Below are 26345 nucleotides of genomic sequence, written 5' to 3'. Positions count from 1 at the left end.
TCTCGGCGGGCCGGGTTTTCCCGATCCGGAATGCTTGGGCAGCAACAAGTTCCGTGAAACCTGGGCGGGACGAACGAACAGCCCGCCCGCCGAATGCGATATTCGGCAGGCACGATGTCGGGTCAGGAGGCCAGGACCGTTTCGGCGAAACGCGCCACGGCCAGGACCAGGTCGTCGGAGTGACGGGGACCGATGATCTGCATGCCCACCGGCAGCCCCTCGGCCGTCGTGCCGACGGGGATCGAGATGGCGGGCTGCTGAGTCATGTTGAACGGGTAGGTGAATCCCGTCCACTGCGGCCAACTCCGTAGATCGCTCCCCGGCGGCACGTCGTGTCCGGCCTCGAAGGCGGGAATCGGCATGGTCGGGGTGATCAGAACATCGTGGGCGGTGTGGAACGCACCCATCACGATGCCGATCTCGGCGGCGATGGCGCGAGCGTCCAGGTAATCGACGGCACTGTAGGTCGTCCCCTGATCCCAGACCTCGCCCAACCCCGGATCGACACGTTCGCGCGTGCCTTCGGGAAATCTCGACAGCATCGTCGCCGCGCCCGCCGCCCACAACAGCTCGAAAGCCTCCAGCGGATCGGTGAATCCGGGGTCCGCCGTCACCACTCGCAACCCCGCCTCGTCCAAGCGGCGCACGGCGGCGTCCACGACCGCGGCGACCTCCGAATCGACGTCGACGTACCCCAGCGTGCCCGAATAGGCGACCGTGCAGCCGCGCACATCGCGAGCCAGCTGACTCCGGAACGTCGTCACCGTCGGCGCGAGCGAGGTCGGATCGCGCGGATCGGGCAGCGACAGGATGTCCATCAGCAGCGCGGCATCCTCGACCGTGCGCGTCATCGGACCCGCGTGTGCGAGCGGCCCGAACGGGCTCGCCGGATACAGCGGAATCCGCCCGTGCGTCGGCTTGAATCCGACGATGCCGCAGAACGACGCCGGAATCCGCACGCTCCCACCACCATCGGTACCCACCGAGATCGGCCCCATCCCGCCCGCGACCGCCGCGGCGCTACCGCCCGACGAACCGCCCGAGGTCTTGGACGGATCCACCGGATTCCGGGTGATCCCGGTCAACGGGCTGTCGGTGACGGCCTTCCAGGCCAGCTCGGGCGTCGTGGTCTTACCCACGAACACCAGCCCGTCCGCACGCAGCCGCGCCGCCACCGGACTGTCCACCGGCCACGGCACATCGGCCTGGATCGAGGTCGAACCCCGCCGCGTCGGCCAGCCCTCGGTCAGGAAGATGTCCTTGATCGAGATCGGCACCCCGTCCAGCAGGCCCTGCACATGTCCGGAATGCCAGCGCGCCTCGGACTCCTTGGCCTGCACCAACGCTCGATCCGGATCGACCAGGCAGTAGGCGTTGACCGAGTCGTTGCGCGCGGCGATCGCGTCCAGCACCGCGCGGGTGGCTTCCACCGGCGACAACGCGCCCGCCGAATATGCCGTGACCAGCTCGACCGCGGTCATCGCGGCGGGCTCGGTGGGGATATCGATATCGGGGTGGGCCATAGCTGACTCCCTTCAGGCGGGCACGTAACCCAGCCTCTTGTCGACCACGTTGTCCAGCGGTCGGCCATCGATCCACTTCCGGAAGTTGTCGGCGAACGCCGCGACGATCTCGCGACGCCATCCGACGAAATCACCGGAATTGTGGGGCGTGAGGTGAACATTCGGCAGATCCCACAGCGCATGGCCGGGTGGCAGCGGCTCGGGATCGACGACATCGAGCGCCGCACCGGCCAGCGCACCAGCCCGCAATGCCGCGACGAGATCGTCTGTCACTACTGATTCCCCACGACCGACGTTGATGAAACGAGCATGTGGTTTGAAAGCCGTAAAAGCTCGGGCGTCGAACATGTTCCGGGTGTGCGCGGTCAGCGGTGTGACCGCGACCACATAGTCCGCATCGGGCAATTCGGCGTGCAGATCGGTGCCGACGGTGCCGAAATCGGGATCGTCGGTGCGCGGGCGACGTCCCAGCCCACGCACCCGCATACCCACCGCGCGCAGCAGCCGCGCGATCGCCCGGCCGATCGATCCGGTGCCGACGATCAGTACCGAGGCGCCGGCGATGCGTTCGGATTCGCGATGACACCAGCGATGGTCGCGTTGCAGCCGCTGCGATTCCGGCAGATCCTTGGCGAAGGAAAGGATCTGCGCGAGAACGTATTCGGCGATGGGCGTGTCGAACACCCCACGGGTATTGGTGACAGTGACATCACTGGCGACCAGCTCGTCGAACAGCACGGTGTCGACGCCGGTCGCGCCGACGTGCAACCATGACAGCCGGTCCGCGGCGGGCCACGCGCCCGGCAGCGCGGTGGTCTGGAAGTCGTAGACGAACAGTGCGTCGGCACCGCGCAACGCCTCGGCGAACCCATCCGCAGCCGTGTAGCGAACCTCGGCCCGCTCCCGCACCGGACGCATCAGCTGCGCATCGGGCCGAGTGCCATCGTGCAGAACGGTGACTATGGGGCCCTCTTTCACATTGACAGACTAAAAACGCATCGTATGATTGTCAACAATCCGATCGTGTGCGGAGGACTACCAGGCTGGACGCGAGAGGGGCCCTCGTGGAACTGAATTTGCCCGAATTCGACGGGCCCGTGGCCCAGCGGGGCATCGGCATCATCGCGCCGTTCGATCTCGCGCTCGAGCGGGAACTATGGCGCTGGGCGCCGCTCGAGGTGAGCCTGCACCTCGCGCGCACCCCGTACGAACCTGTGCCGGTATCGGTCGAGATGGCCGAATTGGTTTCCGACGCAACACATCTCACCGCCGCCACGCGCAACGTGCTGCACGTGGATCCCGAGGTGATCGCCTATCTGTGCACCTCGGGCAGTTTCATCAAGGGGCTGGAGTACGAGCGGTCGCTGGTCGAGACCATCTGCCGCGCCGGGGCCGCCGACGCGGTGACCACGTCGGGGGCGCTGGTCGAGGCGATCACCCAACTCGAGATCGGGCGTGTCTCCGTGATCACCCCGTACGACGAGATCCTCACCCACAAACTGCACGATTTCCTCAACGAGGCCGGATGCGAGGTCATCCGCTCGGATCATCTGGGCCTGGGCGGCGGCATCTGGAAGGTCAGCTACCGCACCATCGCCGAACGCATCATCAACGCGGACGATCCGCAGGCACAGGCGATCTTCGTCAGCTGCACCAATCTGCCCACCTACGACCTGATCGAACCGCTCGAACAGGCCCTGGGCAAACCCGTGCTGACCGCGAACCAGCTCACCATGTGGGCGTGTCTGGGCCGGATGAAACTGCCGATGATGGGGCCCGGCAAATGGCTCCAGAACGTTTTCTGAGACAAATGTGTTCTGAGACAAGGAGATTCATGCCACCGACGATCGGTTTCATCTACCCGGACCACGCCGCCGAGGACGACTACCCGCGCGCGGCGACGATGCTTGGTGTGGATCTGCGCGTCGCGCACATCTACGGCACCGACCTGCACGCCGTGCCCGAACTGCTCGATCTGGGCAGTCCGGCCCGGTTGCGCGAGGGTGCGGCGCTGCTGGCCGGGGCCGAACCTAGCGCAGTGGTGTGGGCGTGCACCTCGGGCAGTTTCGTCTACGGGCCCGACGGGGCACGTGAACAGGTCCGCGGGCTGGCCGAGGCCGCCGGAGTGCCCGCGTCGAGCACCAGCTTCGCGTTCGTGAACGCGGCGCGAGCGATCGGCGTCACCCGGGTCGCGGTGTGCGCGAGCTATCCCGACGAGGTGGCCCGACTGTTCGTGGATTTCCTTGCCGCCGAAGGGATTCGGGTACTGTCGATGTCCAGCGCGGGGATCGACACCGCCGCCGAAGTCGGCACGCTGACCCCCGACCAGGTCCTGGAACTGGCCGTGGCGAACGACCATCCCGACGCCGAGGCGCTGCTGATTCCCGACACCGCCATGCACACCCTGGAGGTGCTGCCGAAGCTGGAGGCGACCCTCGGTAAACCGGTGCTCACGGCCAATCAGGTGACCATCTGGGAGGGGCTGCGACTGGCCGGATATGCTCCCGACACCGCAGCGCCGCCCGGTGCCGCCGCACCGGCCTCGGTCCTCGAACCGTCGGGGCTGGGGAAGCTATTGTCGGAAAGGCTGATTCATGTCGGTGATTGAATTCGAGCCGGTGAACCGGCAGTCCACCGCCGAGATGATCGCCGACCGGCTCCGCGACGCCATCATGCACGGCAGCCTGCTGCCCGGCGCGCAACTGGTCGAGGCCGATCTCGCCGCCCAGTTCGACGTGTCGCGCGGACCGGTCCGAGAAGCCATGCAGCGCTTGGTATCCGAGGGCCTGCTGCGCAGCATCCGGCATCGCGGCATCTTCGTCATCGAACTCACCCCCGAGGACGTGGTCGACGTCTACCGGGCCCGCACCGCCATCGAGGGTGGCGCGCTGGAGTTGATCCTGGACGGCCGCCGCGACATCGCCTACCAGGCCCTGGAACCGAGCGTCACCGAGATGCTGGCCTGCGCCGAACGCGGCGACGCCGCCGGAGTCTCCGCCGCCGACCAGGCATTCCACGAGGCCCTCGTCGACAGTGCCGCCAGCACCCGCCTCACCCGCGCCGCCCGCACCCTGCTGATCGAGACCCGCATGTGCCTGGGAGCCCTGCAATCGGCCTATCCGGACCTGCGCGACCAGGCCCGCGAACACATCGACCTGCGCGAAGCCATCGGCAACGGGCCGGCCGATCACGCCCGCACGCTGCTCATCGACCACATGCACGATGCGGTCGAACGCCTGCGGCCCCTGCAACAGCCCGATGCCGAGCCGGACGTGAGCTGAAATTCATTGCGGCACAAGGCTAGATCGCAACAATTCGAACGCGGTCACGGCAGAGCTTTCTCATATCGTCGTAGTCCGAGGTCACGATGGCGACAGGCCCAGGCTGACGCAGGGCCGCTTCGGCGACCGTCGCGTCGATGGCGTACTTGTGGCCATGCAATGCCGCTTGCTTCAGCAGTTCGGCGGCAGCCTGCGCCGCAGCCTTGGTCACCGGCTCGATCCTCACCCGGGACAACACCCATCGCAGCCGGGGAAGGTTGGTCTTCGCCGACGTGACTTCCACGATCGTGTTCGCCGAAATCACCAGTTCGGCATCGATGTCGTTGTACACGCGGAGCCGAGCGAGCATCGCCCTGTCCTCACGAATCCACCGTGAAATTCCTTCGCAATCCAGCACAACAGTCGCGACAGGTGTGCTCACGCAGCATTACTTCCGGCACCATCGCTGTCCAGTTCGGCCTGGGCAGCGGCGATTTCATCGGCGGTGAACTCGCCGTGCTCCTGCTCGTAGCGGGCCAGATCCTGAGCCAGCAGATCATGCCGAATCCGCCGATCGACCGCAGCGGCTATATACGCGGACACATTGCCGGTCAGCTTTCGCAATTCCGTAACCTGCTCTTCCGGCAAGGTCACGGTAATCCGTGTCGTCGCACTCATATCGTGAATCATACTCCGATATGCATCGGGCTACTGACACCCGTTCGGTTGTCGACGGAGTCGCGGCGGCACGAGTGAACCACCCGGGTCACAGTGCCCATCTCAGCGGAGCTCGAGTGCGGACCGGCATTGTGGTGGCGCCAGACACGACCCTTGCGGAGCCACGTCACCTACCACACCGGCTGTGGATCCCGAGGCGTTCCGGGCCGATCAGGATGCCACCATGGATCAGACTCCGCGTGAATATCCTTGCGGCTCAGATTATCTCGACCGTTCTTGCTGACCACGGGCAACCGAAACCGATAGCGCGACGGCCGACCCCTGATCCACGGCTCGTGGTTCGCCGCATCGTGACGATGCGGTGCGGCGAACAACACGTACGAAACCGGTTGCGGCTCAGTCGAACAGGCCGCGGGGGCGAACGACCAGGACGGGCGAGGAGCGTCTGCCCTTTTCTTCCAGGAGGGCTATCGCTCGGCCGTCTTCGGTGAGGGCGGCGTGGACACCGGGCTGGCCGATCGGGTCGAGCCAGCGGCCGTCGCGCAGGGATTCGGACTGCTCGGCGGTGATGGTGCGGTGTGGGAAGGCAAGGCGGGCGGCGGAATCGATGTCGAGGTTCAGGGTCGGGTCGTCAGCCAGGGATTCCAGGGTGCGGGCGTGAGCGAGGGTGAAGGGGCCCACCCGGGTGCGGCGCAGGGCGGTGAGATGGCCTCCGACGCCGAGACTTTCGCCCAGATCGCGAGCCAGCGCGCGGATGTAGGTGCCCGAGGAGCATTCGACCTCGACGTCCAGTTCCACGAAAGTGGTTGTGCCGGTGTCGATATCGCGGCGGGCGAGGATATCGAAGCGGGAGACCGTGACCGGGCGGGCGGCGAGCTGCACGTCCTCCCCGGCGCGGGCGCGGGCGTAGGCGCGTTCGCCGTCCACTTTGATCGCGCTGACCGTTGCCGGGATCTGCTGAATATCGCCGGTCAATTGTGCTGTGCCGGAAGCGATATCGGCGTCGACTAGGTGCGCGGCCGGGGTCGTGGCGAGGATTTCGCCCTCGGCGTCGTCGGTGACCGTGGACTGCCCGAGCCGGATCGTCGCGGCGTACGACTTGGTGGTCAGGCTGAGCAGGCCGAGCATCTTCGTGGCGCGTTCGACACCCAGCACCAGCACGCCGGTCGCCATCGGATCCAACGTTCCGGCGTGACCGATCTTGCGGGTGCGCAGGATCTTTCGACAGCGGGACACCACATCGTGACTGGTCATACCGCCCGCCTTGTCCACCACCAGCAGGCCGCCGAGCGCATCCACCAGCGCGGGTTCGCGGCCCATCAGCCGACCGCGATCGCGGTCAGGATCAGCCCCTCGGCGATCAGCCAGCGTCCGTCGAAACTCAGCAGCGGTGCGCCGCCGTCGGTGGTCTGCCCGGGGATCAGCAGCTCGCTGTGGAAACCACCCGACGAACCTTCCTCATCGATGGTGAAGGTGATGTGCGCGTCCTCGAAACCCAACCAGCGCAACGTCAATGGGAACCACGCCTTGTAGGTGGCCTCCTTGGCGCAGAACAGCAGCCGGTCCAGATGCAGGCCCGTCGCGGGCAGCGCACCGGCCAGCCAGGTGCGTTCCGGGGGCAGGCTCACCGACTCCAGCACGCCTTCGGGCAGCGGCCCGTGCGGCTCGGCATCGATCCCGACCGATCGCCAACGCAGCCGGTGCGCCAACGCCGCGGCCCGATACCCGTCGCAATGGGTCAGACTGCCGACCACACCGCGCGGGAACAGCGGCATCCCGCGCTCCCCCTTACCGATCGCCACCTGCGGCTCACCCAACTGCGCCAGCGCCTGCCGCGCACAGTGCCGGGCCCCGATGAAATCCCGCCGCCGCTTCTCCACCGATTTGGCGATCAGATGCTCCTCCCCCGGATGCACCCGCAAGCCCTCGGGATAGTGCACCAACTCGGCCGCCGCCACACCGCCGGGCAGAATCCTGCCGAGTATCCGTGCGGCTCCGCCTGATTCGGTACGTTCACCGGCCCCACCGTGATCGGACACGCTCTTCACCTCGCGCATCTCGCTCGCCGACTCCTCGATGACCGCCTCCTGAATCGCTGTCTACCTGCTCCACGAGCCTAGCCGAGCGCCCGGGACGTGCTGTCCCGGCATATACCAGCGGGCGCAGACCCCGAGCGCGACCATTTCGCACACCGCAGAGCCCGAACCTCTCGGTCCGGGATCGGCCGGGCGGACGACTCAGGCCATTCCGCGACGACGTTCCGCCATCTGTCGCATCTTCTCCGCGGCCTCGGCCATCTCGGGTGTGACCTTGAAGTGGCCACCCCACTGGTTCAGATCATCGGGACCATAGTGCGGCGCGGGCAGGATCTGCCGCAGCAGCTTGTCGGGCAGACCGCGACGCTTCCATTCGCGCGGATAACCGAGCGAGACCTCCTCGAAACGCACACCGTCGTAATACGTGGTGCGCGGAATGTGCAAGTGGCCGTAGACCGAACAGACCACGTTGTAGCGGGTGTGCCAATCGGCGGTGAGTTCGGTGCCGCACCACAGCGCGAATTCCGGATAGAACAGCATCCGGGTGGGCTCGCGATTCAGCGGGAAATGATTGATCAGCACGATCGGGGTGTCGGGCGCGAGATCATCGAGGCGGCGGCGGGTGTACTTCACCCGGGCCTCGCACCAGGCGTCGCGGGTGATGTACGGATCCGGCGACAGCAGGAATTCGTCGGTGGCCACCACATTGCGATCCCGCGCGACGCGCAACGCGTCGGTCGCGGTGTAGGTGCCCTCGGGCATCCAGGAGTAGTCGTACAGCACGAACATCGGCGCGAGCGTCACCGGACCGCCGAACTCCTGCGACCCCTCGCCCTCCCACACCGGGAACGGATCCTCGGGCGTGACGACATCCAGATCCCGGCACAGCGACACCAGATAGTCGTAGCGCGCCGCACCCCGCATCTGCACCGGATCCTTGGCCGTGGTCCACAACTCGTGATTCCCCGGCACCCAGATCACCTTGGCGAACCGCTCGCGCAGAATGCTCAGCGCCCAGCGAATATCGTCACTGCGCTCCCCGACGTCCCCGGCGACGATCAGCCAGTCCTCGGGCGAGTCGGCGCGGATCGCCTCCACCACGGGCTTGTTGCCCTGATGCCCGACATGGATATCGCTCACCGCCATCAGCTTCGCAACCACCCGGCACAACCTCTCTGCTCGCCCGCGTCCCCTGCGTAACCGCGGCCACTGTCTCCACATTCCCATGCTCCCGGGTTCGGGAGCCAACCGCGCTAGGACGGCAGTTCCGCACCCACCCGCGCCCAGCGCCCCGACACCGCCCGAATACCGACCGCGACCAGGCGTGCGACGATGAATCCGCTCAGCCCCGCCCAGATCCCGGCGATCCCCCAGTGGAAGACCAGCGACAGCCAGATCATCGGCAGGAATCCGAGCAGCCCGGCGAGCATCGTGGTGTTGCGTAGATAGGCCGCGTCGCCCGCGCCGAGCAGCACCCCGTCCAGCGCGAACACCACGCCCGCGACCGGAATCAACGGCACGAAGAACCACCAGATGACGTGCACCCGATCCAGCACCTGGGCGTCACCGGTGAACAGTTCCGGCACCAGCACACTGCCCGCGCCGAAGAGCACCGCGAGCACGATCGCGAACAGCGTCGACCAGGCCGTGATCCGCCGCGCCAGCCGCTGCGCACCGGCCGCCTGGCCCGCACCGAGCGCCGCGCCGACCAGCGTCTGCGCGGCGATCGCGAGCGAATCCAACGTCAGGCTCAGGAAATTCCACAACTGCAACACCAGCTGATGCGCCGCCACCGAGGCAGCGCCGAATCTCGAAGCCACCGCGCCCGCCGAGACGAAACACGCCTGAAAGGCGAAGCTGCGCATGATCAGATCGCGCCCCAGCCGCAACTGATCACGCATGATCTCCGGCTGCGGAGCCAGCGGAACCCGTTGCCGCACCAGCGAACTCAGGAAGAACCCGCCCGATACCAGCTGCCCGGCCAGATTCGCGGTCGCCGACCCGGCCAGCCCCAGCCGCGGCGCACCCAGCAGACCGTGCACCAGCGTCGGACACAGGACGGCCGAAATCACCAGTCCCGCAATCACATACACCAGCGGCCGACGAATCCGCTGCACCCCGCGCATCCACCCGTTCCCGGCATTGGCCAGCAGAATCAACGGCACCCCGCAGCACGCGATGCGCACCCACCGCACGGCCTCGTCCGCGATATCGGCCCGCCCGGCGACCGCATGGGTGATCGGGCCCGCGAGCACCTGCAACACCGCGATGATCGCCACCCCGATCCCGACCGCCAGCCAACTCGCCTGCACCCCCTCCCCGATGGCTCCGGCGGTGTCCCCGGCACCGTGCCGCCGGGCAGCGCGTGCGGTCGTTCCGTAACTCAGGAACGTCAACTGCGTACTGACCAGCCCCAGAATCAACCCACCGACCGCGAGCCCCGCCAACGCCAACGCCCCCAGCCGCCCGACCACCGCCATATCGAACAGCAGATAGATCGGCTCGGCCACCAACACCCCCAACGTCGGAATCGCGATCCGCAGAATCCGCCCGGGCCCGGCCGCAACCGTCTCGACGACCTCGTCCGTCGCCTGTTCCCGCACCGCGTCACCCGACACCGAACCCACCCCTCACGTCATCATCGCGCCGCGGTGTCCTGCCCGAGCGCACCCCTCCGACCGAGTCCACCACAGCCCTTCCCGATCGCCCGATAATTCGACACCACAATGGCACAGGGGTACGACAATTTCCGCCGCCGGGCACGACCGGGACAGCACGCCCAGAAAACGCCGAACTAAGCGGCGCTGTCGAGAGCTGCCAGCAGCGACGTGACGAGCTGCGCGGGCGTTCCGGTCGTCGTGTAGCCCGCCGCGTAGCGATGTCCGCCACCACCCAGCACCGTCGCGACGCGCGCCACGTCGACGCCGTCGTCCGCACCGATCCCCGACGCCCGCGAACGCAGCGAAACGGTCCACAGCTCGGCCGTCGTGCGAGATTCCTTGAACACCACCGCGATCGCCGCCTCAGCCGTGGTCCGGATGACGTCGATGACGCTCTCGACCTCCTCCGAACGCACCCCGTCCATATCCTCGCGGCGCACGAAAACGTAGACCAACCCCTCACCACCGGCCGCCGACGGTTCGATCCGCGCGGTGTCCAGCACCCGCGAGAGCATGCCGAGCCAGCCGAACGGATGGGTGTCCATCAGCGTGCGCGTGATCCCCGCGCCGTCGATCCCCGTCGCGAGCAGCCGCTCCGCGAGCCGATGTGTCCCGGGCCCAGCCCATTTGAACGATCCGGTATCGGTCACCAGACCCGCGAACAGGCAGAACGCGATGTCGTAATCGATCGGCTCACCCCAGGCGTCGAGGATCCGCGCGAGCAGTGCGGTGGTCGACTCCGCGGTCGGATCCACCACGTTCACCGAGCCGAAACAGGTGTTGGACCGATGATGGTCGAGCACCAGAGTCGTTGTCGCGCCGTCGATCCGGTCCGCCAACGCGCCGAGCCGCCCCGCACTGCCGCAATCCACCGCGACCAGCACGTCCACCTCGGTGGGCACCTGCTCCGGCCGCACCAGATGTTCGGTGCCGGGCAGCGAACGCATCGAGACCGGCAAATCCGCCGGCGCGGCGAAGGAGACCCGCACCGGAACGCCCCGCCGGTGCAGCACCTGCGCGAGCGCCAGCCCGCTACCGATGGTGTCGGCGTCGGGCTGTACGTGACACAGCACGGTCACCGACCGCGCCGTATCCAGAACCTGCACGGCCGCAGCGAGATCGGCCGCCGGTGTTACTGCTGTCATGGTCTCGACCACGTTTCCTCTGGCGATGGGGCGACCTACTCGAGAAGCTTTCCCATCGCGATGACCACGAAAACGCGGTCAGTCTTCCTCGTCCGGTTCGGTCTTGTAGGGGTCGGCGTCACCGGCATGGGTCGCGTTCGCGGCGACCTGCGCCACCCGCTCGTCGACCGCGCGGGCCCGAGCCAGCAGTTCCTCCATCTCCCGCGCCGCATCCGGCACGGTGTCCAGCACGAACGCCAGCGAGGGCGTGAACTTGATCCCCGTCGCCGCACCGACCTTGGAGCGCAGCACACCCTTGGCCTTGTCCAGACCCGCGGCCGCGGCCGCGTAATCGGGTTCGGACTGCAAATTCTCGCCCAACACGGTGTAGTAGACGGTCGCCTCGCGCAGATCACCGGTCACCTTGGCGTCGGTGATCGTGACGAAACTCAGTCTCGGATCCTTGATCTCGTATTCGATCGCCGTACCCACGATCGTGACGATCCGCTTCGCGAGTCGGCGTGCCCTGGCCTGATCCACCATGGCTTCCTCCTGAAGTATCCACTAGCGGCGGACACGATGCCGCCGATCAGTCTTCCGGCCCGAAGATTCTGCGGCGTACTGCCAGCAACTCTAACTCCGGACGGGCCGCAACGTGGCGCTCACATTTGTCCAGCACCTGTGTGAGATGACTCATCTCGGAGCTGACCAGGGCGACGCCCAGCAGTGTGCGGCGATGTTTGTCGTGCTCTCCGCCCTCGGCCGCGCTCACGCCGAAGCGCTGTAACTCGGCCACGACCGGACGGATCACCGAGCGCTTCTGCTTCAGCGAATGAACATCGCCGAGCAGAATGTCGAACTCGAGCGCTCCGATGAACAAAGGCTCACCTCTTCATTTTTCAGCGGCACCGGACCCGGCCACACCACCGCCCGCCGCGTCCGGCCGGAAGAACCGGCCGGACGCGAACGGCGATGATGTGACAGGAACGAGATCCGCTCAGTCCCGCGGCTTCTCACGAAGCTCGAAGGCCTCGATGACGTCGCCTTCCTTGATGTCGTTGTAGCCCAGGGTGATACCACATTCGAAGCCCTCGCGAGCCTCCATGACATCGTCCTTCTCCCGGCGCAACGACTGCAACGTGGTCTCGGCGACCACGACATTGTCGCGGAGCAGGCGCACCTTCGCGTTGCGCTTGACCGCCCCTGCGGTGACCATACAACCGGCGATGTTGCCGATCTTCGAGGAGCGGAAGATCGCCCGGATCTCCGCCCGCCCCAGCTCGACCTCTTCGTAGATCGGCTTGAGCATGCCCTTGAGGGCCTTCTCGATCTCGTCGATGGCCTGGTAGATCACCGAGTAGTACCGGATGTCCACGCCCTCGCGGTTGGCCAGCTCGGTGGCCTTGCCCTCCGCGCGCACGTTGAACCCGATGATGATCGCGTTCGAGGCCGACGCCAGGTTGACGTTGGTCTCGGTGACGCCACCGACACCGCGGTCGATGACCCGCAACCGCACCTCGTCGCTGATCTCGATGCCCAGCAGGGCCTCCTCGAGCGCCTCGACGGTACCCGAGTTGTCGCCCTTGAGGATCAGGTTCAGCTCCGAGGTCTCCTTCAGAGCGGCATCCAGATCTTCCAGGCTGATCCGCTTGCGGCTGCGGGCGGCCAGCGCGTTGCGCTTGCGCGCATTGCGACGGTCCGCGATCTGCCGCGCGATGCGGTCCTCCTCGACGACCAGCAGGTTGTCACCCGCACCGGGCACCGAGGTGAAACCGATGACCTGGACCGGCCGCGACGGCAGCGCCGCCTCGACGTCCTCACCGTGCTCGTCGACCATGCGTCGCACGCGACCGTAGGCATCGCCCGCGACGATCGAGTCGCCGACGTGCAGGGTGCCGCGCTGGATGAGCACGGTCGCCACCGGGCCACGGCCGCGGTCCAGGTGCGCCTCGATGGCGACACCCTGGGCGTCCATGTCCGGGTTGGCCCGCAGGTCCAGCGCCGCGTCGGCGGTCAGCACGACCGCTTCCAGCAGACCCTGGATGTTGATGTTCTGCCGGGCGGAGATGTCGACGAACATGGTGTCGCCACCGAATTCCTCGGCCACCAGGTTGTACTCGGTCAGCTGCTGACGGATCTTCTGAGGGTTCGCACCCTCCTTGTCGATCTTGTTGACCGCCACCACGATCGGCACGTCCGCGGCCTGCGCGTGGTTGATGGCCTCCACCGTCTGCGGCATGACGCCGTCGTCGGCCGCGACCACCAGCACCGCGATGTCCGTGGACTTCGCACCACGGGCACGCATGGCGGTGAACGCCTCGTGACCCGGGGTGTCGATGAAGGTGATCAGGCGATCCTCGTCGTTGACGTTCGTCAGCACCTGGTAGGCGCCGATGTGCTGGGTGATACCGCCGGCCTCGCCCTCGCGGACGTTGGTCTTGCGGATGGTGTCCAGCAGTCGGGTCTTACCGTGGTCGACGTGGCCCATGACGGTGACCACCGGCGGACGGACCTGCAGGTCGTCCTCGCCGCCCTCGTCCTCGCCGTAGGTGAGGTCGAAGCTCTCCAGCAGCTCGCGGTCCTCGTCCTCCGGGGAGACCACGTGCACGACGTAGTTCATCTCGCCGCCGAGCAGCTCGAGCGTCTCGTCGTTCACCGACTGGGTCGCGGTCACCATCTCACCGAGGTTGAACAGCGCCTGGACCAGCGAGGCCGGGTTGGCGTTGATCTTCTCGGCGAAGTCGGACAGCGACGCGCCACGGGCGAGCCGGATGATCTCGCCGTTACCGCGCGGCAGCCGCACGCCGCCGACGGCGGGCGCCTGCATCGAGTCGTATTCCTGGCGCTTCTGACGCTTGGACTTGCGGCCGCGACGCGGAGCGCCACCCGGGCGTCCGAACGCACCCGCGGCACCGCCACGACCACCCGGACCACCGGGACGACCGCCGCCGCCACCGGGACGTCCCCGGAAACCACCGGCCGCGGGAGCACCCGCACCGGCGCCGCCACCGGGACCACCCGTGCCGGCGCCGCCACCGCCACCGCGGTAACCGCCACCGCCGCCACCGGGACGACCGCCACCGCCACCGGGACCACCGCCCGGACGACCCGGACGACCGGCGCCGCTCGGACCCGGACGGGCCGCACGCTGCGGCATCGCACCCGGATTCGGACGCGGCGGCATCGAGCCGGGGCTGGGACGCGGACCACCCGGACGCGGGCCACCGCCCTGCGCCGCGGCCGGACGCTGACCGCCACCCTGACCGGGGCCGGGACGCTGACCGGGCGTCGGACGCGGACCACCCTGCGCCGGACCCGGACGCGGGCCACCCGGACCGGGAGCCGGACGCGGCGCGGGACGCTCAGGCGCCGAGGAGAACGGATTGTTGCCCACCCGAGGGGTTTTCGGGCCGGGCTTGGGGCCGCCGGGACGCGGGCCACCGCCCTGCGCGGCGGCCGGACGCTGCTGTTGCTGCTGCCCCGGACGCGGACCACCGGGCGTCGGACGCGGACCACCGGAGCGGTCGTTGTTCGGACGCGGCGCGTGCTCCTGCGGCGCGGGCTTGGCCGCGGGACCCGGCTTCACAGCGGGACCGGGCTTGACGGCCGGAGCGCTCTCCGACCGAGGGGCGCTCTCCGCGCGGGGGGCCGGAGCGGGAGCCTTGGCGGCCGGAGCCGCGGGCTGCTGCGCCGGGGCGGGAGCCGGAGCCGGAGCGGGACGCGGTCCCGGACGGGGACCGGGCGTCGCGCCGGACGACGGTTTGGGACCCGGACGCGCCGACTGGCCCGGACCGGGACGGGGGCCGCCGGACTTGGCGCTCCCGTTCGCGGGCGCGGACTTGGATGCGAACGATTCCCGCAGACGACGCGCGACGGGTGCCTCCACCGTCGACGACGCCGATTTCACGAACTCGCCCTGCTCCTTGAGCGTTGCGAGTAGTTCCTTGCTCGTGACACCGAGTTCTTTGGCCAACTCGTGCACGCGGGCCTTGCCTGCCACTGCTCTCCTCACTGAGAGGTCGAGCGTGGCGGCCCGTCACCTGTGGACGGGTGGCCCGCACGACCTCGGGTTATCTCCGATGGACGTTCATCGCTGGTACTTCACGGTGTGCTCATGAGTGCTCGTGCCTGTTCTCGACGTAGTGCTCCAGGGCTGAGATATCCAGTTTTCCGGACACTCGTAGTGCTCTGCCGAACGATCGGCGCCGCTCCGCAGTGCTCAGACAAACCGATGAGGGGTGCAACCAGGCACCCCTACCGGGAAGTCTGTGCCGCGAATCGGGAACGATCGCAATCTCCGTGCCGGATGATTGCGCCACGATCCGCAACAGATCGGCGGCCAGCTCGCGTTCTCGACATCCGATGCACGTCCGGACGGGTCCGGTGCGCAATGGAGCCGAAGACTCGCGCTGAGCCAACGTCCACTGTACCGCTGCCATGTCCGGAACCTCGCATCCAGCCCTCTGGTTACTCACCGACCCGCCATCCCGTGCGAGAAATCTCTCACCCGCGCTGGGCCTCCGAACGCACCGGACCGGCCGGATCCGGTGCGGCATCGCTGCGGATATCGATCCGCCAACCCGTCAGACGCGCGGCCAGACGGGCGTTCTGCCCCTCCTTGCCGATCGCCAGCGACAGCTGGAAGTCCGGGACGACGACACGTGCGGCGCGGCCGTCCGCGTCGACGACCGTGACCGAGACAACCTTCGACGGGGACAGCGCATTCCCGACGAACGTGGCGGGATCGTCGGCGTAGTCGATGATGTCGATCTTCTCGCCCGCGAGTTCGCTCATCACGTTGCGCACGCGCTGCCCCATCGGGCCGATACACGCGCCCTTGGCGTTCACGCCCGACACGGTGGTCCGCACGGCGATCTTGGAGCGATGCCCGGCCTCGCGGGCGACCGCGACGATCTCGACGGACCCGTCGGCGATCTCGGGCACCTCCAGCGCGAACAGCCGCCGCACCAGATTCGGATGCGTGCGCGAGAGCGTGATCTGCGGACCGCGTGGACCGCGCGAGACGCCCACCACGTAGCACTTGATCCGGTCGCCGTGCTCGTACTTCTCCCCCGGCACCTGCTCGGCGGGCGGGATGACGCCCTCGGCGCCGTTCGCCTCGCTGCCGATCCGCACCACGATGGTGCCGCGGGCGTTCATCCGGGCGTCGCGCTGCACGACGCCGCCGACGATATCGCCCTCGTGCGTGGAGAATTCGCCGAAGGACTTCTCGTTCTCCGCGTCGCGCAGCCGTTGCAGCACGACCTGGCGCGCGGTGGTCGCGGCGATGCGGCCGAAGCCCTCGGGGGTGTCGTCCCATTCGGAGACCACGTTGCCGTCCGCGTCGAGTTCCCGCGCCATCACCCGCACCACACCGGACTTCTGGTTGATGTCGATGCGCGCGTTCGGCTCGTGGCCGTCGGTGTGCCGGTACGCGGTCAGCAGCGCGGACTCGATCGCGGAGATCACGGTCTCCATCGCGATGCCCTTGTCCGCGACTATCGCGCGCAGGGCTTCGATTTCGATGTTCATGCCATGGTCCCTTCGGTCGAAGCTGCCGCTGATCGGATTGCTCCCTGGTCGTCCTGCGCCCCGGGTGCCGGGCGGCCGGGGGCTACTCCCCCGGCGAGTTCCATCTCCGCCGCGCCCGGCGCGGAGAATTCCACCTGCACCACGGCCCGCTCGACATCGGCGAGCGGGACGTGCACGCGGTGGGGTTTGCGTCGTCCACCGAGGACCAGCGCCACCTCGGTCTCGGTGGTTTCGCCGACTCTGGCCTCGAACCTGCCGTCGCCCTCGGGCGTGGGCGCGTCGGCTCGCAGGGTGATCCGCGCCTTGCGGCCGCGGGCGCGACGCCAGTGCCGCGGCAGGGTCAGCGGACGTTCCACCCCCGGTGTGGTGACTTCGAGCAGGTACGGGGTTTCCCCGAAATCACCCGCCTCGTCCAGGATTTCGGAGACGTCGGTGCTCAGCTCGGCCACCGCGTCCAGATCGACGGTGGCGTCACTGTCGATGGTGACCACGACCCGCGCCTGGTCCTTGCCCGCGCCCGACACGGCAACGCCCTCGAGATCGAACCCTCGACTCTCGACGAGCTCAGCAACGAGCTGGCTCACCCTTTCCTCGGTCGGCATCGGCATGTGGGGCGGCTCCTGGTTCAGTTGTGACGGGGTGGAGTTGTCGGTATCGGTCCTGGTCGAACATGGTCGGCGCGCGTGGGCGGCGGAATACTCCACCGGAGGTCTAGCGTAACGCGCTGCAAGAGTGTAAAGGACCAGCAGCCATTCACAGGTTTCCCGTGCTCACAGCCGCCGCCGCAGGCTCCGGTCGGCGGAGTTCGCCCGCTCGGGGGTGCGGTGGGCGCGAATCCGCGCAGCGAACGTCTCCGGGTCGAACCCGATACGCCCGCCGTCCCCGGTCGGGACGATGACTGGCACGATGGACGCGTGCCGATCAGTCATCGCGTTCATCCACCGGGCGGCCCCACGCCGCCCACCACCGGCGCGGGGGTGCCCACCGCCGCGCTCGATCGCCGGGCGCTGTTGCGCGTCGCGGGTGGCGGGGCGTTCGCGATCATGTCCCTGAGTGCGGCGGCCTGTGCGAAGGACAAGCCGCTGGAGCCGGACGCGCTACTGCCGCACGAGGTTTCGGCGCGCACCGACGCGGTGTGGGCGAAGGCCGCCGCGGCCACCACGCCTGACAGGGCCGCCGCGCTGAACGTCATCGCGACCCAGCGCACCGCCCACGCCGAGGCCCTGCGCGCGGAGATCGATCGGGCCATCGGCCTGTACGGCGACGGCACCAAACCGAAGTCGGCGAGCCCGCCGGTGACACCCCCGGCCGCCCCCGCACCGCCGCCGACCGTCGACGCGCTGCGCACCCGGCTGGCCGCGTCGCAGAAGTCCGCCGCCGACGCCGCACCGGTGAATTCCGCCTACCGCGCCGGACTGCTGGCCTCGATCAGCGCGTCCTGCGCCGCCCACGTGGAGGTTCTGCTGGCATGAGCACCGCCGATCAGCAGGCGTTGACCGATGCGCTCAACGCCGAATACGCCGCCGTCTACGCCTACGGCGTCATCTCGGCCTACGCGGCCGCAGACCGCAACAAGATCGTCGTCGACTTCACCGCGGCCCACCGCGCCCAGCGCGACGCCACCATCGACGCCCTGAAGGCCCTCGGCGCACCCGTCCCTGGTCCGGCAGCCGCCTACCCGCCGCCCTCCCCGGTGAACGACCCGATCCCGGCCGCTAAATTCGCCGTCACGGTCGAAACCGACACCGCGATCGCCTGGCGCTCGGCCGTCGAACGCGCCGACTCCGCAACCATCCGCCGCACCGGCGCACAGGCCCTGGCCGATTGCTCGATACGCCTGGCCACCTGGCAGAAGATCCTGGGCACGAGCCCGGCGACGGTGGCGTTCCCGGGGCGGCCCGCACAGAGCTAGTCCGGGGCGATAGCCGACACGACGGAGCAGCACGCCTCGATTACGCGCCTGACGCCGCACGACGACCGCATTCGGGCAGCTCGAATCCGTCCGAAAAGCGGTGCGCCGGAATAGGATCGCCCAAGCGCACCACACCGAACAACGCCGCTGCGACCGCACGACTCACCCCGAATCCGCACGATCCGAGGATGTCCCGGCCTGCCCGATCACTGGGCGAGGCCGGGAACAGATCGGGTTGCGGTCAGCCGCGGACCTTGTCCAGGATGGCCTGGACCGCGTTCTCGGCGGGGATTTCGTCGCCGGTGCCGGCGAAGCGGTCGCGGAGTTCGACCTTGCCGTCGGCCCAGCCGCGGCCGACGACCAGGACCAGGGGCATGCCGAGGAGTTCGGCGTCCTTGAACTTCACGCCGGGCGAGGCGGTGCGGTCGTCGAACAGGACCTCGAGACCGGCCGAATCCAGTTGGACGACAACCTGTTCCGCGCCCGCGCGGGCGCCCTCGTCCTTGTTCGCGATGACCACGTGCACGTCGAAGGGGGCGACCTCGCGCGGCCAGCGCAGGCCCTTCTCGTCGTGCATCTGCTCGGCCAGCACCGCGACCATGCGCGAGACGCCGATGCCGTACGAACCCATGATCAGGCGGACCGGCTTGCCGTTCTCGCCCAGGACGTCGACCTCGAAGGTGTCGGTGTACTTGTAGCCGAGCTGGAAGATGTGCCCGATCTCGATACCGCGCGCGGCGACCAGCGCGCCCTTGCCGTCCGGTGACGGATCGCCGTCGCGGACCTCGGCGGCCTCGATGGTGCCGTCAGGGGTGAAATCGCGACCGGCGACCAGGCCGACGACATGGCGTCCGGGGGAATCCGCGCCGGTGATCCAGGACGTTCCGGTGACCACGCGCGGGTCGACCAGGTAGCGAACACCGTTGGCCTGCAACGACTTCGGGCCGATGTACCCCTTCACCAGGAAGGGATTGGCCTTGAAGTCCTCCTCGGTGAGCAGTTCGACCTCGGCGGGTTCCAGCGACGCGCCCAGGCGCTTGTCGTCCACCTCGCGGTCACCCGGGACGCCGATGCCCAGGACCTCGGTCTTACCGTCCGGGTGATGCAGCTTGACCATGACGTTCTTCAACGTGTCCGCCGCGGTGACGGGCCGGCCGAACTGCTCGGCAATCCCGACCCCGTTGGCCCACTCGACCAGCGAGGCGATGGTGGGCGTGCTCGGGGTGTCGTGTTCCTGTGCGGGAGCCTGGCCGTCGAGCGGAATCTCCGCGGGCGCGGGCGTGATCACCGCTTCGACATTCGCGGCATATCCTGATTCGCGGCACACCACATAGGTGTCCTCGCCGACCGGACTGTCGGCCAGGAATTCCTCCGACGCACTACCGCCCATCGCACCCGAGGTCGCCGCGACGATCACATAGCTGACGCCGAGCCGATCGAAGATGCGCTGATATGCCCGACGGTGCGCGTCGTAGCTGGCCTGCAAACCCGCCTCGTCCAGATCGAACGAGTACGAATCCTTCATGATGAATTCGCGGCCGCGCAGAATTCCGGCGCGCGGGCGTTCCTCGTCGCGGTACTTGGTCTGGATCTGATACAGCGTGACGGGCAGATCCTTGTAGGAGTTGTACTCACCCTTCACGGTGAGGGCGAACAATTCCTCGTGCGTGGGGCCGAGCAGGTAATCGGCGTTCTTGCGATCCTGCAACCGGAACAGCGCGTCACCGTATTCGGTCCAGCGGTTGGTGGCCTCGTAGGGTTCGCGCGGCAACAGCGCGGGCAGCGAGATCTCCTGCGCGCCGAAGCTGTTCATCTCCTCGCGCACCACCTGCTCCACCTTGCGCAGCACTCGCAGGCCCAGCGGCAGCCACGAGTAGACGCCCGGCGCGATCCGGCGGACGTATCCGGCGCGGACGAGAAGCTTGTGGCTGGGCACCTCGGCGTCGGCGGGATCGTCACGCAGGGTGCGCAGGAACAGGTGTGAGAGACGGGTGATCACGGATGCACAGAGTAGACCGTGCCCCGGCCACGCGAATCGGCGAGCCACCGCGTCCCCACCCGCACACTTCGCGCCGGTACCGTATCGGCTCGTGCTGGTGCTGCTGCCTCCCTCCGAAACCAAGTCCGACGGTGGAAAACTCGGTCCGCTCGACCTCGACGAGCTGTCCCTGCCGCAGCTGACCGCCGTGCGCGACAAACTGGTCACCGAACTGGTCGAACTCGCCGCCGATCCCACCGCTTCCCGCAACGCGCTGGGGCTGGGCAAGGCCGCCGACACCGAGATCGAGCGCAATGCCGCGCTGCGCACCTCACCCACCCGACCCGCGCTCGAGCGCTACACCGGCGTGCTCTACGACGCGCTCGACGCCAAGGCGTTCACACCCGCACAGCGCGCCAAGGCGCACGCCCGGCTGGCCATCGGCTCGGCCCTGTTCGGCGTGGTGCGGGCGGGCGATCCGATTCCGGCCTACCGGCTTTCGGGCGGATCCAAACTGCCCGGGATGGCGACGTTGGCCTCGCTGTGGAAACCGGTGTTGACGCCCGCGCTGCGCGAGGAGGCCGCCGGGGAGCTGGTCGTGGATCTGCGCTCGGGCACCTATCAGCAGTTGGGCCGCGTCCCCGGTGCGGTCACCGCGACCGTGCTCACCGAACGTCCGGACGGCAGTCGCACCGTGGTGAGTCACTTCAACAAGCATCACAAGGGACTGTTGGCCCGCGCGCTGGTACTGAGCCGCGCCGAGCCCACCGATATCGCGGGGTTGGCCCGGATCGCCGAAAAAGCCGGGCTGCGTATCGAAATCGCCTCCTCCTCCGAACTTCTCGTGCTCACCTGAGATGAATTTCCGGTATCGCGTAATTGAACGACGCATATCGGAAAGTGCAACTATTTTCGCGAAATATCCGGGTGTGCAGGCATTTTCGCGGCAACTACCGCGTAACTCATTGTCTCGCTTGGGAAGGACGGCGTTTGTGCCGTAATGTCTCCGGGACGCACCGGATAATGCCGCGCATTCATTCCCTGTGATGTCGAGGAGCTCGGCGTGGGTACGCATTCCCTACGTGAAGACAAGGCCGCACGCGAACGCGAAGACAAAGCCCTGCGGTTGTTGACCGATCAGCTGGTCGCGGACTATACCGCCACCCATGCCGAGCAGGATGTCCGCACCGTGGTCGGCGAGGCGCGAAACCGCTTCGCGGGACATGCAATTCGCGATTTCATTCCGATCCTGGTCGAGCGGGTCGTCCGGCGGACGTTGGACGGGGAGCACGGGCCCATCGGTGAGTCTGCTGCTGTTGCCAGTGCCGCGCCCATGGTCGGTGCGGCGGCCGAGGCTACGACCGGGTCGGTCAGCGCGCCTGTGGTCGGTTCTGCTGCTGCGGTCACGGTAGGTTCTGCTGCTGCGGCGACGGTCGGTTCGACGGCTGCGCCCTCGACTGGTTCCGCTGCCGAAGCCGAGGTCACTGCGGCGGCTGCGATCAACGCCGCGACCACCCCCACGGCCAGAGTTGCGGCCGTCACCGGTTCCGCGGCTACAGTCGGGTCCGCTACCGCGCCCACAGTGTCGACGGGTAGTACTGCGGCCGAGGGCGCGACTGGTTCCGAAGCCGCAGTTGCGACCGGTTCCGCGGCGGAGGCTGCGAACGGTTCTTCCGCCGAGGTCACGAGTGGTTCTGTGGCCACGCCGGTAGAAGGTTCCGCTACTGAGACCGCGAGCGGTTCCGCCGCCGAGACCGCGAACGTTGAGAACACGAGCGCCGAGGCTGCGAGTGGTTCTGCCACCGAGGCGACGAGTGGTTCCACCGTCGAGGCTGCGAGCGGTTCCACCGCTGCGCCCGCGAGTGTTCCCGTGGCCGAGGCCGCAAGCGTTTCGGCGGTCGAATCCGCGAGCGGTTCCACTGCCGAGACCGCGACCGGTCCGGCAACCGAATCTGCCACTGCTGCAACGGAATCGAGTGCGTCGAGCACCCCACCCCCTGGCGCTGCCAACCGATCGCGTTTCGCGGCAAAGGATCTGCTTCCGCCGCCGTGGAGTGGCCGCAACTTGATCGGCCCGGTCGCCGCGGCGATCGTCCTCGTGGTCGTGCTGGCGCTGACCTTCGGGACCGGTGGCGGTGGATCGCCCCAATCCCCCACTGCCGCAGCACCTTCGGTGACGACCGTGCACGGTGTGATCGGCTCGGAGAAGCTCTCCTACTTCAACGATCCGAAGGTCGTCGCCGCACTCGCCGAGCACGGGCTGCGGGTGCAGGTCGAAGCGGCCGGGTCGCGCCAGATCTACACCTCGGTGGACCTGAACAAGTTCGACTTCGCCTTCCCGTCGAGTACCCCTGCGGCGGAAGCGATTCTGCGCGCGCGGAACATCACCACGCAGTACACGCCGTTCTCCTCGCCGATGGCGATCGCGACCTTCAAGCCCATCGTGGATCTGCTCACCGCGGCCGGTGTGGTGCGGCCCGGTCCGGTGCCGACCCTGGACATGCAGCGCTATCTGGATCTCGTCGGCACCGGCACACAGTGGAATCAGTTGCCCGGCAACACCACCTACTCGGTGCCGAAGAACATCCTGGTCTCCACCACCGATCCGCGCAGCTCCAACTCCGCGGCCATGTACCTGTCGATCGCCAGCTACGTGGTCAACGACAACACCATCGTGCGCGGCACCACCGCCGAGGACAACGCGGTGCAGAAGGTGTCCAAACTCTTTGTCGGCCAAGGTTATTCGGACAACTCGAGTAAGGGTCCGTTCGACGAGTACCTGTCCGGCGGGATGGGTCCGACCCCCATGGTGCTGATCTACGAGGCGCAATACGTGGAGGCGGCACTGGCGGGCAAGATCACCCCGGACATGGTGCTGATGTACCCCTCTCCGACGGTCCTGTCCCGGCACACCCTGGTGCCGATGAACAGCAACGGCGACCGCCTGGGCAAGCTGCTGACCACCGATCCCGAACTCCAGCAGTTGGCCGCCGAACACGGCTTCCGCACCAACGATCCGGCCCAGTTCACCTCGGTCACGAGCCAACACCAGGTCCCGGTCAACCCCCAGGTGGTCGACGTGGTCGACGCCCCCAGCTACGACACCCTGCAACATCTGCTCGACGGCGTGGCGCGAGCCTACAACTGACCCGACCAGGCACGAAACAACTCCCGGTGGAGACAATTCCGCCGGGAGTTCTCGCGTTTCCGGTCGGTGAGTTCTACCCCGTGACGCCGATGTCCTCGAACCACAGCTGCGGCTGCTCGTCGATGAAGCGCGTCATCATGTCGACGCATCCCGAATCATCGAGCACCGTGATCGATACCCCGTGTTCGGCGAGCCAGTCGTGCCCGCCGGTGAAGGTCCGCGACTCCCCGACGATCACCGCGCCGATGCCGAACTGCCGCACCAGCCCGCTGCAATACCAGCACGGCGAGAGCGTGGTCACCATGATCGTGTCGCGATAGTCCCGCCGCCGCCCGGCATCCCGAAACGCGGCGGTCTCCGCATGCACACTCGGATCTCCATCCTGAACCCGCCGATTGTGCCCACGCCCGAGCACATTCCCCTCCGCATCGAACAGCGCTGCCCCGATCGGGATACCACCCTCCGCCAACCCGACCCGAGCTTGTTCAACGGCCACATCCAGCATGCGTTCGGCGGTGATCATGAACCCCATGCTGCCTCATATGTCGCCTCCTACGATCCAACGGTCCACGCTATAACACCCCAGCGGAGTCGATCCGGTCGCACATCAGCAGGGCGGCAACGGAATTCACCGACCTCGGCAGAGCCGCAGCCGGACCCATGGCTCTCGCTGTCATGCGGATCGGCTCCGACGATGCGCTCGATGCGAACAAGGATGTGCTCGACGAACCGAGCACGCCGGTTGGCGGCGATCCCGCGGTCGCCTGAATCGACGCCGGGGACGCGCCTGACACCGGTAGGCAGTCAACGGGCGTCACGGACCGTCGGGGCCCGCCGTCAGGTCGCGGATCAGCAGGGCGGTGTGTAGGGAGGTGCGGATTTCGCCGTCGTCCAGGTCGACTCCGAGGATGCGTTCGATGCGGGAGAGACGGTCGTAGAGGGCGGGGCGGGAGATGTTCATGCGGCGGGCCACGTCGGTCTTGTTGCCCGCCAGATCCAGGAAGCGGCGCAGTGTGGGGGTGAGGTCGCCGTGGTGGCGGATGTCGTGGCGCAGCAGCGCGCTCAACTCCGTCTCGGCGAAACGCTGGACGCCAGGTTCGTTGCGGATCAGCGAGAGCAGGCCGCGCAGCCGGACATCGCCGCTGCGGTAGAACGACCGTGGCACAGTCGATTCCAGCGCTAGCGCGATTTCCGCCACGTGCGCGGCGTGGGCGAGTTCGCGCGCGGCGTCCAGCAGCGATTCCGAATCCGCGCCCACCCCGACCGCGATCCGCTGCACACCATCGGTGCGGCGCAGCTCCGCCGCCAATGCCGTGCACACCTGTTCCAGGCGCGGGTCCAACTCGCCGTCCCGGCCGAGGCCCAGAATGAGCGTGAGCTGTTGTTCGTCCGCCGCGCTCAGGGCAGTCGCGCGACTCAGCGCCACACCGTGACCGGCCGCGTCCAGCAGCGTGGCCGCGCGCCGCTGCCGAGCCACCGGATCCGGCTCGCTCACCGCGCTCACCCGGACCGCGATCGGTACGTAGCGGGCCCGGCGGGCCAACCCCAGCGTCGCGGCCCGCGCGACGGCTTCCTGCTCGTCGATCACCCGGCCGGCGACCATATCCTCGATGAGCCCGGTCTGGGCCTGTCGATGCAGCCCGAACCGGTCCTTCTCGATCATGCGGTGCAGGGTGAGCGTCTGCGCGGCGCGTTCGAGCACCATCCGGGCCCGGGCCGAGGGGATGCGCTCCGAGCGCAGCAGCACCCGCCCCCAGCGCTGGGTGTGCGGACCCACCGGGACGGCACTGCCGACGTCGTCGGGCAGCATGCGCGAGGTGGCCTCCCAGTTCTCCAGCAGTGCCGCCGCCGAGGTGTGCCGCGCGGAAACCGCCAGCACCCGATGCGCCAGATCCTCCAGCACCACCGACGAATCCAGCAGGGCCGCAGCGGTTTTCACGATCTCTTCGAGGGAGGCGCGACGCACGCTGAGGGTGCTGAAGGTCTCGTGCACCGAATGCGCGAACTCCAGTTCGGCATACTGATCGGCCACGATCATCCGATGCACCGCCTCGGTGACCTCCACGAATCGGGTGATCCGGCGCAGCGCGATCACCGGCAATCCGAGCCGATCGGCCACGGTCGCGACGAAGGTCGGCAGTTCGGCGACGTACCGGCCCAGTTCCACGACCAGTCCCGCCACCCCCGCCGCGGCCAGCGATTCCAGGTAGGCACCCGTCGCCGGAGCACCATAGGCGAGCGGTTGGCCGGTGGTCAGGATCAGTTCCCCGCCGGAGATCAGCGTGGCCAGATCGACGGTCTCGCTCACATGGACCCAGCGCACCGGCCGGTCCAGGCCCTGCGCACCGCCGATCACCCGCGGCTCCCCGGCCTGCACCACGGGCATGTCGAGAATTTCCGCGACAGTGGGCAACACCGACGAATCGTAATACATCCGGACACGAAGCCGACATTTCGTCGGGCCACGATCCGGCCGCATCGCGACACAGTGGAA

General features: G+C 67.9%; 26 protein-coding genes. 7 read left to right on the top strand and 19 right to left on the bottom strand.

The genetic code is table 11. The annotated features are described in order from the left end of the window. Nucleotides 1-122 precede the first annotated feature (122 nt). Entirely contained in the window at nt 123-1508 is a 1386-nt protein-coding gene (locus NRB20_RS08445; RefSeq protein WP_319944703.1) for an amidase, read from the bottom strand. Between the two features lie 27 nt (nt 1509-1535). Then, entirely contained in the window at nt 1536-2501 is a 966-nt protein-coding gene (locus tag NRB20_RS08440; protein ID WP_319944630.1) for a D-2-hydroxyacid dehydrogenase, read from the bottom strand. A gap of 86 nt (nt 2502-2587) precedes the next feature. On the opposite strand from NRB20_RS08440, the gene NRB20_RS08435 reads away from it, so the two are divergent. Genes NRB20_RS08435 through NRB20_RS08425 form a run of 3 tightly spaced genes read left to right on the top strand, consistent with a single transcriptional unit; the run spans nt 2588 to nt 4804 of the window. Beyond that, on the top strand, nt 2588-3328 hold the full coding sequence (locus tag NRB20_RS08435) for a maleate cis-trans isomerase family protein (protein ID WP_319944629.1): 741 nt from the start codon (nt 2588-2590) through the stop codon (nt 3326-3328). A 29-nt stretch (nt 3329-3357) separates the two neighbouring features. After that, the gene (locus tag NRB20_RS08430) at nt 3358-4131 is read left to right on the top strand and encodes a maleate cis-trans isomerase family protein (RefSeq protein ID WP_194289765.1); all 774 of its coding nucleotides are present in this window, start codon (nt 3358-3360) and stop codon (nt 4129-4131) included. Beyond that, a complete protein-coding gene (locus tag NRB20_RS08425; protein WP_153409222.1) occupies nt 4118-4804 on the top strand; it encodes a GntR family transcriptional regulator in 687 nt (228 codons plus the stop codon). The genes NRB20_RS08430 and NRB20_RS08425 overlap by 14 nt, the downstream gene beginning before the upstream one ends. Before the next feature lie 19 nt (nt 4805-4823). On the opposite strand, the gene NRB20_RS08420 is transcribed toward NRB20_RS08425, so the two are convergent. The 14 genes from NRB20_RS08420 to NRB20_RS08355 all read right to left on the bottom strand — a co-directional run bounded on the left by NRB20_RS08420 (nt 4824) and on the right by NRB20_RS08355 (nt 17742). Beyond that, complete coding sequence (locus NRB20_RS08420) at nt 4824-5225, bottom strand: PIN domain-containing protein (RefSeq protein ID WP_227833334.1); 402 nt, start codon at nt 5223-5225, stop codon at nt 4824-4826. Continuing rightward, on the bottom strand, nt 5222-5461 hold the full coding sequence (locus tag NRB20_RS08415; RefSeq protein ID WP_153409220.1) for a hypothetical protein: 240 nt from the start codon (nt 5459-5461) through the stop codon (nt 5222-5224). The genes NRB20_RS08420 and NRB20_RS08415 overlap by 4 nt, the downstream gene beginning before the upstream one ends. A 396-nt stretch (nt 5462-5857) precedes the next feature. Next, nucleotides 5858-6781 carry a tRNA pseudouridine(55) synthase TruB gene (truB, locus tag NRB20_RS08410; protein ID WP_153409218.1) on the bottom strand — a complete coding sequence of 308 codons (924 nt, stop codon included), beginning with the start codon at nt 6779-6781 and terminating at the stop codon, nt 5858-5860. Further along, the gene (gene npt / locus NRB20_RS08405) at nt 6781-7446 is read right to left on the bottom strand and encodes a 4'-phosphopantetheinyl transferase Npt (protein ID WP_319944702.1); all 666 of its coding nucleotides are present in this window, start codon (nt 7444-7446) and stop codon (nt 6781-6783) included. Before npt ends, truB begins: the two co-directional genes overlap by 1 nt. Nucleotides 7447-7698: 252 nt before the next feature. After that, a complete protein-coding gene (locus tag NRB20_RS08400; RefSeq protein WP_319944628.1) occupies nt 7699-8658 on the bottom strand; it encodes a metallophosphoesterase family protein in 960 nt (319 codons plus the stop codon). Between the two features lie 92 nt (nt 8659-8750). Further along, complete coding sequence (locus NRB20_RS08395) at nt 8751-10043, bottom strand: MATE family efflux transporter (RefSeq protein ID WP_319944701.1); 1293 nt, start codon at nt 10041-10043, stop codon at nt 8751-8753. A gap of 248 nt (nt 10044-10291) precedes the next feature. Then, nucleotides 10292-11302, bottom strand: a complete 1011-nt coding sequence (locus NRB20_RS08390) for a DHH family phosphoesterase (RefSeq protein WP_153409214.1) — start codon at nt 11300-11302, stop codon at nt 10292-10294. Nucleotides 11303-11380: 78 nt separating this feature from the next. Next, nucleotides 11381-11824 (bottom strand): 30S ribosome-binding factor RbfA, encoded by a 444-nt coding sequence (rbfA, locus tag NRB20_RS08385; protein ID WP_153409212.1) that lies wholly within the window; start codon nt 11822-11824, stop codon nt 11381-11383. Nucleotides 11825-11870: 46 nt separating this feature from the next. Further along, nucleotides 11871-12161 carry a DUF503 domain-containing protein gene (locus NRB20_RS08380; RefSeq protein ID WP_153409210.1) on the bottom strand — a complete coding sequence of 97 codons (291 nt, stop codon included), beginning with the start codon at nt 12159-12161 and terminating at the stop codon, nt 11871-11873. A 117-nt stretch (nt 12162-12278) separates the two neighbouring features. Continuing rightward, nucleotides 12279-15281 carry a translation initiation factor IF-2 gene (gene infB / locus NRB20_RS08375; protein ID WP_319944627.1) on the bottom strand — a complete coding sequence of 1001 codons (3003 nt, stop codon included), beginning with the start codon at nt 15279-15281 and terminating at the stop codon, nt 12279-12281. A gap of 112 nt (nt 15282-15393) precedes the next feature. Next, on the bottom strand, nt 15394-15720 hold the full coding sequence (locus tag NRB20_RS08370) for a YlxR family protein (RefSeq protein WP_153409208.1): 327 nt from the start codon (nt 15718-15720) through the stop codon (nt 15394-15396). A gap of 64 nt (nt 15721-15784) precedes the next feature. After that, nucleotides 15785-16813 carry a transcription termination factor NusA gene (gene nusA, locus NRB20_RS08365; protein ID WP_153409206.1) on the bottom strand — a complete coding sequence of 343 codons (1029 nt, stop codon included), beginning with the start codon at nt 16811-16813 and terminating at the stop codon, nt 15785-15787. Then, nucleotides 16810-17421, bottom strand: a complete 612-nt coding sequence (rimP, locus tag NRB20_RS08360) for a ribosome maturation factor RimP (RefSeq protein ID WP_153409204.1) — start codon at nt 17419-17421, stop codon at nt 16810-16812. Before rimP ends, nusA begins: the two co-directional genes overlap by 4 nt. Before the next feature lie 162 nt (nt 17422-17583). Next, entirely contained in the window at nt 17584-17742 is a 159-nt protein-coding gene (locus NRB20_RS08355) for a hypothetical protein (protein WP_153409202.1), read from the bottom strand. Here NRB20_RS08355 and NRB20_RS08350 point away from each other — a divergent pair. Both NRB20_RS08350 and NRB20_RS08345 read left to right on the top strand, forming a co-directional pair. Continuing rightward, complete coding sequence (locus tag NRB20_RS08350; RefSeq protein ID WP_319944626.1) at nt 17728-18285, top strand: hypothetical protein; 558 nt, start codon at nt 17728-17730, stop codon at nt 18283-18285. The genes NRB20_RS08355 and NRB20_RS08350 overlap by 15 nt on opposite strands. Then, nucleotides 18282-18725 (top strand): ferritin-like domain-containing protein, encoded by a 444-nt coding sequence (locus NRB20_RS08345; RefSeq protein ID WP_153409200.1) that lies wholly within the window; start codon nt 18282-18284, stop codon nt 18723-18725. Before NRB20_RS08350 ends, NRB20_RS08345 begins: the two co-directional genes overlap by 4 nt. Before the next feature lie 241 nt (nt 18726-18966). On the opposite strand, the gene NRB20_RS08340 is transcribed toward NRB20_RS08345, so the two are convergent. Further along, nucleotides 18967-20724 carry a proline--tRNA ligase gene (locus NRB20_RS08340; protein ID WP_319944625.1) on the bottom strand — a complete coding sequence of 586 codons (1758 nt, stop codon included), beginning with the start codon at nt 20722-20724 and terminating at the stop codon, nt 18967-18969. A 91-nt stretch (nt 20725-20815) separates the two neighbouring features. On the opposite strand from NRB20_RS08340, the gene yaaA reads away from it, so the two are divergent. Together yaaA and NRB20_RS37955 are read left to right on the top strand one after the other, a co-directional pair. Further along, complete coding sequence (yaaA, locus tag NRB20_RS08335) at nt 20816-21559, top strand: peroxide stress protein YaaA (RefSeq protein WP_319944624.1); 744 nt, start codon at nt 20816-20818, stop codon at nt 21557-21559. Between the two features lie 207 nt (nt 21560-21766). After that, entirely contained in the window at nt 21767-23851 is a 2085-nt protein-coding gene (locus tag NRB20_RS37955) for a three-helix bundle dimerization domain-containing protein (RefSeq protein ID WP_227833333.1), read from the top strand. A gap of 73 nt (nt 23852-23924) precedes the next feature. On the opposite strand, the gene NRB20_RS08325 is transcribed toward NRB20_RS37955, so the two are convergent. Next, complete coding sequence (locus NRB20_RS08325; protein WP_227833332.1) at nt 23925-24383, bottom strand: nucleoside deaminase; 459 nt, start codon at nt 24381-24383, stop codon at nt 23925-23927. A 282-nt stretch (nt 24384-24665) separates the two neighbouring features. Continuing rightward, entirely contained in the window at nt 24666-26267 is a 1602-nt protein-coding gene (locus NRB20_RS08320; protein WP_319944623.1) for a PucR family transcriptional regulator, read from the bottom strand. Nucleotides 26268-26345: the final 78 nt, after the last annotated feature.

This window comes from Nocardia macrotermitis (assembly GCF_009604405.1).
GTDB lineage: Bacteria > Actinomycetota > Actinomycetes > Mycobacteriales > Mycobacteriaceae > Nocardia > Nocardia macrotermitis.
This window is presented reverse-complemented; position numbering and strand designations above follow the sequence as displayed.